General features: G+C 64.2%; 14 protein-coding genes. 2 read left to right on the top strand and 12 right to left on the bottom strand.

Annotated elements, in window-relative coordinates:
- Positions 1–126: 126 nt before the first annotated feature.
- Both K3F49_RS05645 and K3F49_RS05650 read right to left on the bottom strand, forming a co-directional pair.
- The gene (locus K3F49_RS05645) at positions 127–1,839 is read right to left on the bottom strand and encodes an LTA synthase family protein (RefSeq protein WP_234679897.1); all 1,713 of its coding nucleotides are present in this window, start codon (positions 1,837–1,839) and stop codon (positions 127–129) included.
- Between the two features lie 191 nt (positions 1,840–2,030).
- Positions 2,031–2,714 carry a TetR/AcrR family transcriptional regulator gene (locus tag K3F49_RS05650; protein ID WP_234679898.1) on the bottom strand — a complete coding sequence of 228 codons (684 nt, stop codon included), beginning with the start codon at positions 2,712–2,714 and terminating at the stop codon, positions 2,031–2,033.
- 106 nt (positions 2,715–2,820) lie between these two features.
- Here K3F49_RS05650 and K3F49_RS05655 point away from each other — a divergent pair, with 106 nt between their 5' ends.
- A complete protein-coding gene (locus K3F49_RS05655; protein WP_234679899.1) occupies positions 2,821–3,438 on the top strand; it encodes a hypothetical protein in 618 nt (205 codons plus the stop codon).
- Between the two features lie 5 nt (positions 3,439–3,443).
- On the opposite strand, the gene K3F49_RS05660 is transcribed toward K3F49_RS05655, so the two are convergent.
- The 10 genes from K3F49_RS05660 to miaA form a co-directional block, all read right to left on the bottom strand.
- Positions 3,444–3,800, bottom strand: a complete 357-nt coding sequence (locus K3F49_RS05660; RefSeq protein ID WP_234679900.1) for a lysozyme inhibitor LprI family protein — start codon at positions 3,798–3,800, stop codon at positions 3,444–3,446.
- Positions 3,801–3,803: 3 nt separating this feature from the next.
- Positions 3,804–4,655, bottom strand: a complete 852-nt coding sequence (locus K3F49_RS05665) for an SDR family oxidoreductase (protein WP_234679901.1) — start codon at positions 4,653–4,655, stop codon at positions 3,804–3,806.
- Positions 4,656–5,178: 523 nt separating this feature from the next.
- Positions 5,179–6,198 carry a ketol-acid reductoisomerase gene (gene ilvC, locus K3F49_RS05670; RefSeq protein ID WP_148778509.1) on the bottom strand — a complete coding sequence of 340 codons (1,020 nt, stop codon included), beginning with the start codon at positions 6,196–6,198 and terminating at the stop codon, positions 5,179–5,181.
- 132 nt (positions 6,199–6,330) lie between these two features.
- Positions 6,331–6,933, bottom strand: coding sequence for a LysE family translocator (locus tag K3F49_RS05675; protein ID WP_234679902.1), 603 nt, complete (start codon positions 6,931–6,933; stop codon positions 6,331–6,333).
- Between the two features lie 7 nt (positions 6,934–6,940).
- The gene (locus K3F49_RS05680) at positions 6,941–7,831 is read right to left on the bottom strand and encodes an EamA family transporter (RefSeq protein ID WP_234679903.1); all 891 of its coding nucleotides are present in this window, start codon (positions 7,829–7,831) and stop codon (positions 6,941–6,943) included.
- Positions 7,832–7,880: 49 nt separating this feature from the next.
- Entirely contained in the window at positions 7,881–8,576 is a 696-nt protein-coding gene (locus K3F49_RS05685) for a class I SAM-dependent methyltransferase (RefSeq protein ID WP_234679904.1), read from the bottom strand.
- A gap of 3 nt (positions 8,577–8,579) precedes the next feature.
- Complete coding sequence (ilvN, locus tag K3F49_RS05690; protein ID WP_234679905.1) at positions 8,580–9,122, bottom strand: acetolactate synthase small subunit; 543 nt, start codon at positions 9,120–9,122, stop codon at positions 8,580–8,582.
- Positions 9,123–9,145: 23 nt separating this feature from the next.
- Complete coding sequence (locus tag K3F49_RS05695; RefSeq protein ID WP_234679906.1) at positions 9,146–10,117, bottom strand: threonine dehydratase; 972 nt, start codon at positions 10,115–10,117, stop codon at positions 9,146–9,148.
- A gap of 4 nt (positions 10,118–10,121) precedes the next feature.
- Positions 10,122–11,897, bottom strand: a complete 1,776-nt coding sequence (locus tag K3F49_RS05700; protein WP_234679907.1) for an acetolactate synthase 3 large subunit — start codon at positions 11,895–11,897, stop codon at positions 10,122–10,124.
- Positions 11,898–12,225: 328 nt separating this feature from the next.
- Positions 12,226–13,167 carry a tRNA (adenosine(37)-N6)-dimethylallyltransferase MiaA gene (gene miaA / locus K3F49_RS05705; protein ID WP_234679908.1) on the bottom strand — a complete coding sequence of 314 codons (942 nt, stop codon included), beginning with the start codon at positions 13,165–13,167 and terminating at the stop codon, positions 12,226–12,228.
- A gap of 11 nt (positions 13,168–13,178) precedes the next feature.
- Here miaA and serB point away from each other — a divergent pair, with 11 nt between their 5' ends.
- A complete protein-coding gene (gene serB / locus K3F49_RS05710; RefSeq protein ID WP_234679909.1) occupies positions 13,179–14,081 on the top strand; it encodes a phosphoserine phosphatase SerB in 903 nt (300 codons plus the stop codon).
- Positions 14,082–14,126: the final 45 nt, after the last annotated feature.

Genomic DNA, 14,126 nt, shown 5'->3' on the forward strand with positions numbered 1-14,126 from the left:
GCGGTTCGCAATCTGTTGAGCGTCCCCATTAGCCGGCATCGTCCCCCACGGCGTCCCTCATTCGGAGGAGAGCACCGGGCCAAAATATCCACGGACGCAGTGGCGAATGAATGGCCGCGACGGAGACTACAGCCCGTGAATCATCCCTGCGTTAATCAGCAGCCGGTTCAGTCGCCGCGCCTCGGCGCCGTCCTTGCAGCCGTAGAAGATGCCCTTGCAGCGGAGCATGATCTCCTTCTGCTCCGCAAAGGACGGATCGAGCGGAATGCCGGCCGCCTCCTGGATCACCAGCGGCAGATAGGGACCGTCGACCGTGTCCATCACCGCGTCGCTTTTCACTGGCTCGAAATTGACGGCGTCGATCGCATAATAGGTCGCATAGAGGCGCGGATCATAGGCGTCGAGCTTCTTGCCGATCGCGCCTTCGTCGAGCCCGGGCTCGAGCAGATTGGGCGCGAATTCGGGCTGGTGATCGCCATAGCGCACGATCAGGAAAGGCTCGCCCGGAAAACTCTTCTTCAAGCCGGCAATGAAGGACTTGTATTGCTCGGCGCTCATCGCCTGACGGCGCAGATATTCGTCGATGGACGGTGCGTTGCCCGGCGCGCGCCAGTTCGGCACCAGATCAGGGCGGAAGCGCGTCTCCCATGGGAAATGATTGGCGCCGAGATAGATGAAGCTGAACAGCGGCTTGTTGGGCGTCCGCTCGCCCATCAGCCGTAGCGCCTTGTCGTAGAAGAAACTGTCGGGCTCGACGTCCTTCGCACCGAGATCCTTGGCATCGAGGAAACGCTCGATGCCGCTCGTCACCTGGAAGCTGCGCGCGCCCATGAAGCCGCCATAGGCGGGATAGAGCGACATGGTGTCGTAACCGCAACGGCGCAGCGCCAGCGGCAGGCCGCGCTCGACACGGCCCGACGCAATGCGCGTCACGAAATAGGCGAAGCGGCCGAACGAGCGCGAGGAGAGACCTGCAAGCACGTTGTATTCGGTGAACCAGCTCGGCCCGCCATTGCTCTCGGCCAGGAAAGTGCGCTCCTTGCCGTCCCAGGACTTGAAATGACTGCCGTACCCAGGCGGTACCTTGATGCCCTGTGCGGCACGGATGTCGAAACTCGATTCATCATGGATCATGATGATGTTGGGCCGCCGGCCAGCCGGATGGCAGGAATCGACCAGCGGCATGTTGAGCCGCTCATTGGTCGAGGCGTCCGACTCCATGAAGCCGTACTGCACGAAATCGGAGACCGCCGTGACGCCGGAGCGGAAGAACTTTGAGAGATAGCCGTCGTCGTAATAGCCGCGCCAGGCTTCATCAGGATGATAGACGGAGTAGCCGACCAGCCCGGCGAGACATGCAAGCATCGCCGCCAGCGCCGGCAGGCGGCGGATGCGGAACGGATCGAGCCACCACAGCGCATACATCAGCGGCAGCGTGACGAGGCCGGCCCCGATCACCGACCAGCGCAAATTCGGGAAGATCGTGAACAGGAACGCGACCGTGTCGCGGTCGATCATCATCAGGTCGATGAAATTGACCGTCATCTGTACGACGTCGTGCTTGAGCCGCGACAACAGCACCAGCACCACGACCATGGTCAGCGACAGCGCGCCCGACAGCGCCGGCCGGCGCAACAGCGTGATCCAGAAGAAGTTGAGGATGCCCCAGGCGAGCAGGAAGGAGAGGCGCGAGCCGAAATCGGTCTCGGTCTCGTACATCAGCGCCAGCGCTGCGAAATGCGGCGCGGCAACGGCGAGCAGCCGCCAGATGCCGAGCGCGGCGACGCTCGCCAGGACGGCGGTGGTGGCGGAAGGACCTGGATTGGGCGCGGACGCCATCGACGACACGCAACTTCTGGTCCGGCGCGGTGATGCCAAGCCGTCTGGCCGGCCTGCGGCGTTCGACGCAGCCGGAAAGCCTGCGCCACGTCATAAAACTGTAATGGAACGGTCACGGACAAGCAACGCGAGCCGCGATCCGACCTTCGCTTATTGTTAGCGGGTGGCGAAGGGCCGCACCTCTGGTGACGCTAGGACTTGCCGATCCCCGCGATGAACAGATCGATCACCCCCTCCGCCAGCCGCTCGACTTCCGCTTCCGCCACGCCCCAACGCGGAAAATGGCCGTCGAGGTTCATTCGGGCAAAACCGTAGATCAGAGCACGGCCGGCGATCAGGATGCGCTTGAGATCCGTCGATCGCAGCAGGCCCTGTTCGGCCGCCTCGGCCAGCATCCGCTCGGTGAGCGCGACCAGCTCGTCATTGTCGCGGGTCAGCTCGGCCGAGCTGCCATGGGCGAAATAGCGCCCCGTGGAGATGATCTCGAAATGGGCGGGGTAACGCATCGCCCAGCGCACATAGGCGATGCCGAAGGCGCGGAAGCGGGCCAGCGGGTCGGCCGACGGCGCTTCCGCGAGGGCGGCCTCGATCTCGGCGCGAAAGCGCCGCTGCGCTTCCTCGGCCACCGCCGCCATCAGCGCGTCGCGGTTGGGAAAGTGCCGGAACGGTGCCCCCGGCGACACCGCGGCCCGGCGCGCAGCCTCGCGCACGGACACCTCGGCGCCTTCGGCCGCCAGTTGCAGCGCAGCATCGATCAGCACGCGGCGGAGGTCGCCGTGGTGATAGGGCCGGGCTTCGGGTGTCTGGCGACGGGCGCGAGGTTTTGAGGTCTGAGGCTTCGAGATCTGAGGCTTGGACGTCTGACGGGCGGGCATGGCGCCTTCTAGCATCACCCGAACGTGAATGTAAGCAGCGATTACACCATTGACGATTCCGTCACCTCGAAATGTAATCGATGATTACATAATGGAGGGGAACACCATGTCGCAACGTCAAAGCTGGTTCGAAGGCTGGCGGCTGCTCGCCGTCCTCACGTTGAGCCTGATTGCCTTAAGCCTCTGGATCGCCTCGATGCGGCAGTTCGAGGCCGAGGGCGTTCGCATGGTGATCCGCTTCACCGCGCGCAGCTCGCTCCTGCTGTTCTGCCTGGCCTTCGGTGCCGCGGCGCTGGCGCGGCTCTGGCCGAACGCCTGGACGCGCTGGCAGCGTCGCAATCGCCGCTATCTGGGCTTAAGCTTTGCCGCCTCCCACGCCATCCACGCAGTCGCGATCATCGCGTTCGCCAAGATGGACCCGGCGGGCTTTATGGAGACGACGTCGCCGGCCTCCTACATCTTCGGCGGCATCGGCTATGCCGTGATCACTGCGATGAGTGCGACCTCGTTCGATCGTACGGCCGCGCTGATCGGGCCGCGCGCCTGGCGCGCGCTGCACCTTGTCGGCGGCTATTACCTCTGGTTCCAGTTCATGGTGTCGTTCGGCAAGCGCGTGCCGGCCATGCCTGGTTACACGGCGTTCCTAATTCCGCTGCTCGCCGTCATGGCGCTGCGCATGCTGGCGATGGCTTCACGCCCGACCCAACAGACCGCCAAAGCGTAATCACTCTAGCGGCCGAGGCCCTCAAGCTCGCGCGCGTGGACCTCGGTCATCCGGCGCAGGCACTCGCCGGCATCGACGCGGGCAATGGTGCCCTCGCCCATGCCGTAATAGAGGCAATTGGCGTCGCGGTACTGGATCCAGAGCCGCTGCGCGGCGCGAAGCTGGTCGCGCCGCCCGTCCGCGGCATTCTTCATCGCCTGCTGGTAGGCGATGGTCATGCGCTTGTCCCATTGCGCGGTCTGCGCCTTCAGGCACTCGACCATCTCCACGGTCGAGCCGTCGCAGGACCGCGGATCACCCTGGTCGCCGGCTTGCGCCGCGGTAGCGAGGGCGCAAAGGACGGCGATCAAAATGCTTCGCATGTTCTAGCCCTGCGGCAGCAGCCCGAGCCGCTTGGCAATGATGCGGTCGACCGCTCGTTTGGGCAGTGTGGCAGTTATGAAGTGCCGCATCCGATCGGGCGTGATCTGGTACCGAACCTTGGGCTTTGCAGCCGTGAGCGCCTCGAAGACGACTTCGGCGATCCGCTCAGCTGGTAGCCCGGTCTCACCGAGCTTCATCATGAACGCCATGACCTTGTTGAGCGCCGGGAGATAGGGCGAGTTCTGGTAGACCGACATATCGAACTGCTCGGCCTTGGCCCAGATCGGCGTCTTCACCGCACCGGGCGCGACGATGATGACGTCGATGCCGAACAGCATCAGCTCGCGGCGCAGGCTTTCCGACAGGCCCTCGATCGCATGCTTGGAGGCGCAATATGGGGCCGATAGCGGATTGCCATTCTTGCCCGCGACCGAGCTGATCATCACGATCCGCCCTTTCGGCCCCTTCAGCGACGGATCGGCGCCGAGCAGCGGACCGAACGCCTGCGTCGCGATCACAGGGCCGATGACGTTGATGTCCATCTGGCGGCGGAAATCATCCGCCGACAATTCGAGCACGGGGCCAGCGACGGCAACGCCGGCATTGTTGACGAGACCCGCTAGCGTCTCGCCGGCCAGCGCCTCGCGGACCTGGCGCGCGGCCGCCAGCACGGCGGCCTCGTCGGTAACGTCGAACAGCAGCGGCGTGAAGTTCGCACCGAACTCACCCTTCAGCCGGTCAGCGTCGGCCTGCTTGCGGACGCTGCCGAAGACGCGATAGCCGCGCCCAATGAGAAATTTCGCAATGGCCCAGCCAATGCCGGTGGATGCGCCGGTGATGACGACTGATCGCATGGTCCTTCCCCCCTTTGTGCCCCACGGTCAATGTAAGGGGAGGCCGCGCCAGCGCAATGCTGCCCGGTTCTCAAGCAGCGCACTGATGAACTTTTTCGAGAGCTCGACGCACGGCAAAGAAGGCGCAGCAGGTGTCGGTTCTTAAGATGAAGCGGTGTGCGAACGTCGAGAAATACGTTTGACCAACGATGAAAGCGCAGATGAAGAGCCGAATCTTAGACTCTGAGGACACGGCGCTTTTGGCGATTGCGAGTTCTGAAAAAGCGTTGAAGAACGACGCGAATTCAAGAATGTGGTTTAAGCGTCAGTTCTTGCTGCTCTGAGAGCACTTCAACTCGCGAAGAATTTGAATGAAGCAGCAATGCTTCGCGCGAGATGAAAAGAGCGAGACCGCTGTTCGCGATCTCGCTCAGATATAGTCGCGAAGATTTAAGATTTGGTTTGGCGAGCGAAGCTCTTTGTTTTCGCTCTCACGCCCCGAACGTAGCGCGTCACCGACGCGCCACGTCCAGAGATCGCCGCCTTAATTCTTCGACTTGTCGACCAGCGCGCCCTTCTTGATCCAGGGCATCATGTCGCGAAGCTTGGCGCCGACTTCCTCGATCGGGTGCTGGGCGAGCTTGGCGCGGGTCGCCTTGAACGAGGTCTGGTTGACCTTGTTCTCGAGCATCCAGTCGCGCGCGAACTTGCCGCCCTGGATGTCGGCGAGAACGCGCTTCATCTCGGCCTTGGTCTCGGCGGTGACGATGCGGGGACCCGTAACGTACTCGCCGTACTCCGCGGTGTTGGAGATCGAGTAGTTCATGTTGGCGATGCCGCCTTCATAGATCAGGTCGACGATCAGCTTCACTTCGTGCAGGCACTCGAAATAGGCCATCTCCGGCGCGTAGCCGGCTTCGACCAGGGTCTCGTAGCCGCCCTTGATCAGCTCGACCAAGCCGCCGCAGAGCACGACCTGCTCGCCGAACAGGTCGGTCTCGCACTCTTCCTTGAAGGTGGTCTCGATGATGCCGGCGCGGCCACCGCCGACAGCGGAGGCGTAGGACAGGCCGAGGTCATGGGCGTTGCCCGAGACGTCCTTGGCGATCGCGATCAGGCAGGGCACGCCGCCGCCGCGCTGATACTCCGAGCGCACGGTGTGGCCGGGGCCCTTCGGCGCGATCATCAGCACGTCGAGGTCGGCGCGCGGATCGAGCAGGTTGAAGTGGACGTTGAGGCCGTGCGCGAAGACGAGGGCGGCGCCCTTCTTCATGTTGTCGTGCAGGTGCTCGCGATAGATGTCGCCCTGGAGCTCATCCGGGGTCAGCATCATGACGAGGTCGGCCCATTTGGCGGCGTCGGCAACTTCCATCACCTTGAAGCCGGCGGCTTCCGCCTTCTTGACCGAGCCCGAGTCCTTGCGCAGCGCAATGGCGACTTCCTTGACACCGGAGTCCTTCAGGTTGAGCGCATGGGCGTGGCCCTGGCTGCCATAGCCGACGATGGCGACCTTCTTGCCCTTGATCAGGTTCAGGTCGGCGTCGCGATCGTAATAAACACGCATAGTCGTTTCCTCGTTCAGGGCCAGAATCGGCCGATAGTCAGTGTCCGAAGGGTGAAATTTGCGGATTTCGGGGGCTGTCTAGAGCATTTTCAGCCCTTAGGGAAACCCGTTTCTGCATGGAAATCCGCGACATCATGCATCCATGAAAACGGGGTAGAGGGAGGCGAGCAGCAGGAGCGCCATCAGGATATTGAAGGCGCGGACCAGCCGCTCCGAGGTCAGCACCGGTCGTAGTGCAGTGCCGAAGAAGGCCCAAACCACCGTCGAGATCGTGCCGACCAGCAGGCTGATCAGGGTCTGGATGGCGATGTTGATCGGGAACTGGGCAATGGCCGCGTAAGCCGTGATGGTGCCGATCACGATCACCCAGCCCTTGGCATTGATCCACTGGAACATGGCGGCGCCCCAGAAGGTCATCGGGCCGCGACCGTCTCCCTCGCCCGGCTTGGCCGGGCCGGACATGGCGATCACGGCAGCAAGGTAAATCAGGTAGGCGGCGCCGGCATATTTCAGGATGGTCTCGAGGATCGGATAGGCCAGAAACACCGTGCCGAGCCCGAGGCCGACGGTGGCGACCATGAAGGCAAAGCCGAGGACGACGCCGACGATGTGCGGAATGGTGCGACGGAAGCCGTAGGTCAGGCCGGAGGACAACAGCATGATGTTGTTCGGCCCGGGGGTGAAGTACATCACCACCATGAAGGCGAGGAAAGCATAGAACAGCGAGTAGGCCATATTCACCTCACGCGATTTTCGCAAGCGGTTCTTTGGGTAACGCCTTGGGCCGCCTGACCAGCACCATCACTGCGATGCCGCCGATGACCGTCACCATGCCGGCAAGGCGGAGCGGCCCGAACCGTTCGCCGAACACGATGCTGGACGCAGCCGAGCCGACGAACGGCACCAGCAGCGCGAACGGCACCACCTGTGCAGCAGGATAATCACGCAGCAGCCGCCCCCACAGCCAATAGGCGATGCTGGTCGAGATCGCTCCGATCACCAGCAGGCAGATCAGGCCGGTGAGCGACATATGGATCAGCGACTGGAAAGTCTGCGTCGGCCCGTTCACGACCAGCGCGAGTGCGAACAGCGGTACCGCGGCGACGAGGCACAGCCAGGCGAACAGATCGAACATCGGCGCGCCGCGGGCACCGCGCAGCAGGAGATTGCCGACGGCAAAGCAGATCGGCGCGATCATCAGCACCGCGAAGGCGCCGACGCTGAAATCATACCCGACGGTGCCGCAGATCATCAGCAGCCCGATCGCTGCGATGACGATGCCGAGCGTCTGCGCCGGCGCCGGGCGCTCGCCGAAGACGAGCGCCGCGAAGCCGATCGTGAACAGCGCCTGGCTCTGCACCACGACGCTGGTCAGGCCCACCGGAACGCCATGGGCTATGCCGTAAGCCTGGCTCAGGAACTGACCGAGGAACAGCGTAAAGCTGATGGCGATGAGGAGCGACCAGGCGACCTTCGGCTTGGGAATGAACAGGCACGGCACCGCGGCGATCGAAAAGCGCATCGCCGTCATCAGCTCCGGCGAAAACTCGTCGAGCGCGATCCGGCTCGCCACAAAGGCAAACCCCCAGATGATCGCCACCATGAGGGCGATGAGGATGTCGGCGGGCTTCATTGTTGTTTCCGGTTCTGCCCTGTCGTGCAGCCCTGCTTGTTCTTCTCGTCTAGCCTTGCTCGCCGGCTTTCGGTTTGCGCAGGAGATAAGTCCCGTGCATCGGTGCGTGATAGTCGGCCGAGACCAGCGTGAAGCCGACATCGGTCAGCATCCGCTCCATCACCCAGCCGAAGGTCGAATATTCGTCGCGCATATGCGTCACCACGCTCTCGCGCGAGAAATCATGGTTCTTGATATGGTAGTCGGCCCATTGCTCGACATCGCGCTCGACCGCGTCGGGCATCGAGGCGTAGACGATGTCGCGGAGATAGAAGGTCGCCCCCGGTTTCAGCGCGCGAAGAATCCGCGACATTGCGACTGCCTTCCAGAAATCCGGCAGATGATGCAGCGTGAACTCGCTGACGATCAGATCGTAGGATTCGGGCTGGTAAGCAAAACTGAGCAGGCCGGCCGATTGCGTGCGGACAGGCGCCTTGCGGTCGCGGGCATAGATCTCGGCCAGCGCCAGCATCGCCGGCGAGATGTCGATGGCATCGACTTGGGCACCCATCAACGCGGCTTCGGTGGCCAGCACGCCGTTGCCGCAGCCGATGTCGGCGATGCGCCAGCCGCGCTGGACTCCCAGCATTTTCAGCGCGGCGCGCGCCCGCAGATCGGCATCGTCGTGGGCGTCGTAGATCGACGCCACCGCGGGCTCGATGCCCATCCGGTTCCGCTCGTTGTAGTACCAGTCGCGCGCCAGCATGGTTCACATCCCTTCAGGCCCGCGGCCGATCGCGGCAACGCCGGTGCGCGACACCTCGACAAGGCCGAGCGGGCGCATCAGGTCGATAAACTGATTGATCTTGTCCGTATTGCCTGTGATTTCGAACACGAAGCTCTCGGTGGTGGCGTCGATGACGCGGGCGCGGAACGCATCCGCCAGCCGCAACGCCTCGACGCGATGCTCGCCCTGCCCGCGCACCTTCACCATCGCAAGCTCACGCTCGATCGAGCGCTTGGTCTGGGTCATGTCGACGACCTGGTAGACCGGGATCATGCGATCGAGCTGGTGCTTGATCTGCTGGATCACCATCGGTGTGCCCGTGGTGACGATGGTGATGCGCGAGAGATGCTTCTGCGCTTCAGTCTCCGAAACCGTGAGGCTCTCGATGTTGTAGCCGCGGCCCGAGAACAGGCCGATGACGCGGGCGAGCACGCCGGGCTCGTTCTGCACGAGCACCGCAAGCGTGTGCGTCTCGTTCGGATCGTGACGCTCTTCGATGAAGTAGGCGGATGCGGGCTGGTTCATTGTCGTCCCCTCTGGTCTCTGCCTCACGCCATCGCTGGCGCGTCCGTCCCGACCCAACGGCGGAACAGATCGAAATCGATATTGCCACCGGACAGCACGAGACCGACGCGCCTGCCCCTCAGCTTGCTCTTTTCTTGCAGCGCCGCGGCGAGCGCGGCGGCACCGGCACCCTCGGCGAGATTGTGCGTATCGGTCCAGTAGGCGCGGATCGCGGCGGCAACCTCGTCGTCGGTCACCTGGACGATGCGCGAGGCACCCTTGCGGATCAGCGCGAGCGCATCTGCATCCGGGATGCGCGTCGCCATGCCATCAGCGAGCGTGTTGGCGGTCTCAGTCGCCACGATCTTGCCCGCCGCGAACGACAGCGCATAGGACGGCGCTTCCGTCGACTGCACGCCGACGATCTCGGTCTTCAGGCCCAGGAGATCGCACGCCATGATGCAGCCGCAGATGCCGGAGCCCTGCCCGATCGGCACATAGAGAATGTCGAGGTCGGGTGCGGTCCGAAACAGCTCGAGCGCGTAGGTCGCAACGCCCAGCACCAGATCCGGGTGGAACGACGGCACCATGTGGAGCCCAGCGAACTGCGCGCGGCGCTCGGCCTCCTCGCGCGCGGCCTGAAAATCCTCGCCGTACTCGACCAGCTCCGCGCCGAAAGCCTTCATCGCGCGGTTCTTCTCGACCGAGTTGCCGCGCGGCACATAGATCACCGCGGGCAGGCCGTGACGGCTCGCGGCAAAGGCCAGGCTCTGGCCGTGATTGCCGCGCGTCGCCGAGATGATGCCGGGCGTGTTCGGACTCTCGTGCTTGAGACGGTCGAGATAGACGAGGCCTCCGCGCACCTTGAACGCGCCGATCGGCGTGTGGTTCTCGTGCTTGACCACGACTTCAGTGCCGAGCCGCGCAGCGAGCAAGGGCCAGCCGCGCGCCGGCGTCGCCGGGACCGCCCGCCCCACGATCGCATGTGCGCGCTCGAGCTCCGTCAGGTCGAACATGGGCTCACACCAGCGCCTTGCCGCCGGCGAACGCTTTGGCCGTGGCTTCGTCGTTGGCCTGCTCGGGCAACAGCATCTCGTTGTGCGCCTTGCCGGAGGGGATCATCGGGAAGCAGTTTTCCAGCGCCGCGACGCGGCAGTCGAACAGCACCGGGCGTTTGACCGAGATCATCTCCTTGATGGCACCTTCGAGATCGGCAGGCTTTGTGACCTGGAGACCGACCCCGCCATAGGCTTCCGCGAGCTTGACGAAATCCGGCAGCGCCTCCGAGTAGGAATGCGACAGCCGGTTGCCGTGGAGCAACTGCTGCCACTGCCGCACCATGCCCATGTACTGGTTGTTCAGGATGAAGATCTTGATCGGCAGCTCGTACTGAACCGCCGTCGACATCTCCTGCATCGTCATCTGCACCGAGGCGTCGCCCGCGATGTCGATGACGAGGCTGTCGGGATGGGCGACCTGCACGCCAATCGCGGCCGGCAGGCCGTAGCCCATGGTGCCGAGACCGCCCGACGTCATCCAGCGGTGCGGCTCCTCGAAGCCGTAGAACTGCGCCGCCCACATCTGATGCTGACCGACTTCGGTCGTGATGTAGGTGTCCTTGCCGCGCGTCAGCTCGAACAGGCTCTGGATCGCGTGCTGCGGCAGGATGACGTCGTTGCTCTTCTTGTAATAGAGCGAGTTGCGGGCGCGCCATTGCGCGATCTGCTGCCACCAGGTCTTGATGTCCGGCTTCTTCGCCTCGGCCTTGAACACCTGGAGGATGTCGCCGAGGATGTTGCCGCAATCGCCGATGATCGGCACGTCGACGCGGATGTTCTTGTTGATCGAGGACGGATCGATGTCGATGTGGATTTTCTTCGAGTTCGGCGAGAACGCATCGACACGGCCGGTGATGCGATCGTCGAAGCGCGCGCCGACGCACAGCATGACGTCGCAATCATGCATGGTCATGTTGGCTTCGTAGGTGCCGTGCATGCCGAGCATGCCGAGCCAGTTCTTGCCCGACGCCGGATAGGCACCCAGGCCCATCAGCGTCGAGGTGATCGGGAAGCCCGTAACCTCGACCAGCTCGCGCAGCAACTTCGTCGCCTCGGGGCCGGAATTGATGACGCCGCCGCCGCTGTAGATCACCGGGCGCTTGGCGCCGGCCAGCAGCGACACGGCCTTGCGGATCTGCGTCGCATCGCCCTTCACGCGTGGCGCGTAGGAGCGGTGCACGTCGGACTTGCGCGGCGGATGATAGGTGCCGGTCGCGAACTGGACGTCCTTGGGAACGTCGACGAGCACCGGGCCCGGACGGCCCGTGGTCGCCACGTAGAAGGCTTCGTGCAGGACTTTTGCGAGATCGTTGACGTCGCGCACCAGCCAATTGTGCTTGGTGCAGGGGCGCGTGATACCGACGGTATCGCATTCCTGGAACGCGTCGTTACCGATCAGGTGCGTCGGCACCTGACCGGAGATGCAGACCAGCGGGATCGAATCCATCAGAGCATCGGTCAGCGGCGTCACCATGTTGGTGGCGCCGGGACCGGAGGTCACCAGCGCGACGCCGGGCTTGCCGGTCGAACGCGCGTAGCCCTCGGCGGCGTGGCCCGCGCCCTGCTCGTGGCGGACCAGGATGTGCTGGACTTCGCTCTGCTGGAAGATCTCGTCATAGATCGGAAGCACAGCGCCGCCGGGATAGCCGAAAATGTCGGTCACGCCGTGATCGATCAGCGCGCGGACGATCATCGCGGCGCCGGTCATCTGGTTCGGATCGTGGCTCTTGTCGCTCATTGGCTTGCTCCGGATGCGCTGTTGTCAGCGGCTTCGTTCGTGTCGGGTTCGGGAAATAAAAAAGGCCCCGAAGAGGGACCCTGCACACCGCCTGTCATGTGGATGGCAGCTAGCCATCCCCGGCGGTGTGCCTGGGTACGACGGCGATAAGGATGCTGGTAATAATGTTACGCATGGCGGCGCTCGGCTTCCCAAAGGTTGCGCGAAACATAGCGACCAAAGCCCGGATGTCAAGGCAAAGCGGTCGTTCTCGCGCGATTTTGGCAATGTAACGATGTTCCCGGGGTTCGGCGAGGGGTAAATGCGGGAACCCGAGCACAAAACCACGTCAGCCGGGGTTTCGCGCAACGCGCTCCGCGGCCGCCAGCCATCCGCTCGCCTCCTCCGGCTTCACCCATTCGAACGCGGGCAACTGGTGCCGGAACCAGGTGAATTGACGCTTGGCGTAGTGGCGGGTGTCGGCCCGGCCGATCATAGCGGCCTCCTCCAGGCTGAGCTCACCGTGCAGATGGCGGATCAACGCCGGCACACCGTGGGCCTTCATGGCCGGCAGCAGCGGGTCGAGCCCGCGAGCGGCGAGCAGCTCGACCTCGGTCTGGGCACCAGCGCCCAGCATAACGTCGAACCGGGCGTCGATGCGGGCATAAAGCTCATCACGTCCGGGCGCGAGAAACACCGCGCGAAAACTGTCCTTCGGCAATAGCGGCGGCTGGCCCTCATGGTGCCAGTCGAGCAGCGAACGACCGGTCGCCTCGACCACCTCAAGCGCGCGCGCGATGCGTGTGCGGTCGCGGAGATTCAGTCGCTCGGCAGCGCGGGGATCGCGACGCGCGAGTTCCGCATGCAGGGCCTCGACGCCGTTGCGCTCCAGCCGGGCACGTACGTCCTCACGCATTTCCGCTGGGATCGGCGGCACGACCGAGAGACCCGCCGTCAGCGCCTTGAAATACAGCCCAGTGCCGCCAATGAAGATTGGCAGGCGGCCCTCGACCCGCGCTTCTTCGAGCGCCTTCGCGGCATCAGCCACCCAGGCGCCGGCCGAAAAGTTCACGGCCGCATCGACATGGCCATAGAGGCGATGCGGCACGCGCGCCTCCTCATCCTGCGTGGGACGCGCGGTGATGACGCGGAGGTCGCGATAGACCTGCATGGAATCGGCGTTGATCACGATTCCGCCCGCGTTCAGCGCAAGCTCCAGCGCCAGTGCCGACTTGCCGCTAGCGGTCGGGCCTGCGATAAGCACGGCCTTGCTCGAATGCCTCTCGCTCACGAAAACCTCAAATGTCCCTCGTCGCCACGCTGATCTGCAATCCCGCCAATCCCGCCCTCGACTCGACCATCGTCGACGGCGCCCGCGCCGTGCTGCCGCAAGCGGCACCCGCGCACTGGCTGTTCGACGGGGTTGCGGTCGACATCCCCTTCGGCGCCGACAGTAACCTCGAAGGCGACCGTCACGCCATCGAAGAGCGATTGCGCGAGCTTCGCGGCGATCTGCCCATCGACATCGTCGTGCAGCCTGCCGGCGTCCGGCGCAAGAAGCTTTTTCTCGCCGACATGGATTCCACCATGATCGGCCAGGAATGCATCGACGAACTCGCCGATCTCGTCGGGATGAAGGCGCACGTGGCGGCCATCACCGAACGCGCAATGCGCGGCGAGATCGAGTTCGAGCCGGCACTGCGCGAGCGCGTCGCGCTACTGAAGGATCTCCCGGCCAGCGTCGTCGACGAGGTGCTGGCCAAGCGCATCACGCTGACCCCGGGTGGCCGCGAATTGGTCGCGACCATGCGCGCCCACGGCGCCTATACCTGCCTCGTCTCCGGCGGCTTCACCCTGTTCACCAGCGCGGTCGCCGCCAAGATCGGCTTCCAGGAGAACCGCGCCAACGAGCTCGTCGTGCGCGACGGCAAGTTCACCGGTGAAGTGAAGGAGCCGATCCTGGGTCGCGCCGCCAAGCTCGCGACGCTGGTGGATTTGATGGAGTCGTTCGATCTCGACGACATCGACTCGGTCGTCGTCGGCGACGGCGCCAATGATCTGGCGATGATCCAGGCGGCAGGGCTGGGTGTGGCGTATCACGCCAAGCCTGCCGTCGCGGCCGCCGCGGCTGCGCGGATCGACCACGGCGATCTCACCGCGCTGCTCTATGCGCAGGGCTATAAGCGCGCCGAGTTCGTGGAATAGTTCCTTCGGTCGCTGCGACATCGCGCGCAGCCGTACGGTGGGCAA

The sequence above is a fragment of the Bradyrhizobium monzae genome (assembly GCF_021458635.1).
In the GTDB taxonomy this organism is placed as follows: Bacteria; Pseudomonadota; Alphaproteobacteria; order Rhizobiales; family Xanthobacteraceae; genus Bradyrhizobium.

Excerpts from the sequence above, each read along its gene's own strand:
- K3F49_RS05645 (WP_234679897.1), bottom strand. The coding sequence starts at position 1,839 with ATGGCGTCCGCGCCCAATCCAGGTCCTTCCGCCACCACCGCCGTCCTG.
- K3F49_RS05650 (WP_234679898.1), bottom strand. The coding sequence starts at position 2,714 with ATGCCCGCCCGTCAGACGTCCAAGCCTCAGATCTCGAAGCCTCAGACC.
- K3F49_RS05655 (WP_234679899.1), top strand. The coding sequence starts at position 2,821 with ATGTCGCAACGTCAAAGCTGGTTCGAAGGCTGGCGGCTGCTCGCCGTC.
- K3F49_RS05660 (WP_234679900.1), bottom strand. The coding sequence starts at position 3,800 with ATGCGAAGCATTTTGATCGCCGTCCTTTGCGCCCTCGCTACCGCGGCG.
- K3F49_RS05665 (WP_234679901.1), bottom strand. The coding sequence starts at position 4,655 with ATGCGATCAGTCGTCATCACCGGCGCATCCACCGGCATTGGCTGGGCC.
- ilvC (WP_148778509.1), bottom strand. The coding sequence starts at position 6,198 with ATGCGTGTTTATTACGATCGCGACGCCGACCTGAACCTGATCAAGGGC.
- K3F49_RS05675 (WP_234679902.1), bottom strand. The coding sequence starts at position 6,933 with ATGGCCTACTCGCTGTTCTATGCTTTCCTCGCCTTCATGGTGGTGATG.
- K3F49_RS05680 (WP_234679903.1), bottom strand. The coding sequence starts at position 7,831 with ATGAAGCCCGCCGACATCCTCATCGCCCTCATGGTGGCGATCATCTGG.
- K3F49_RS05685 (WP_234679904.1), bottom strand. The coding sequence starts at position 8,576 with ATGCTGGCGCGCGACTGGTACTACAACGAGCGGAACCGGATGGGCATC.
- ilvN (WP_234679905.1), bottom strand. The coding sequence starts at position 9,122 with ATGAACCAGCCCGCATCCGCCTACTTCATCGAAGAGCGTCACGATCCG.
- K3F49_RS05695 (WP_234679906.1), bottom strand. The coding sequence starts at position 10,117 with ATGTTCGACCTGACGGAGCTCGAGCGCGCACATGCGATCGTGGGGCGG.
- K3F49_RS05700 (WP_234679907.1), bottom strand. The coding sequence starts at position 11,897 with ATGAGCGACAAGAGCCACGATCCGAACCAGATGACCGGCGCCGCGATG.
- serB (WP_234679909.1), top strand. The coding sequence starts at position 13,179 with ATGTCCCTCGTCGCCACGCTGATCTGCAATCCCGCCAATCCCGCCCTC.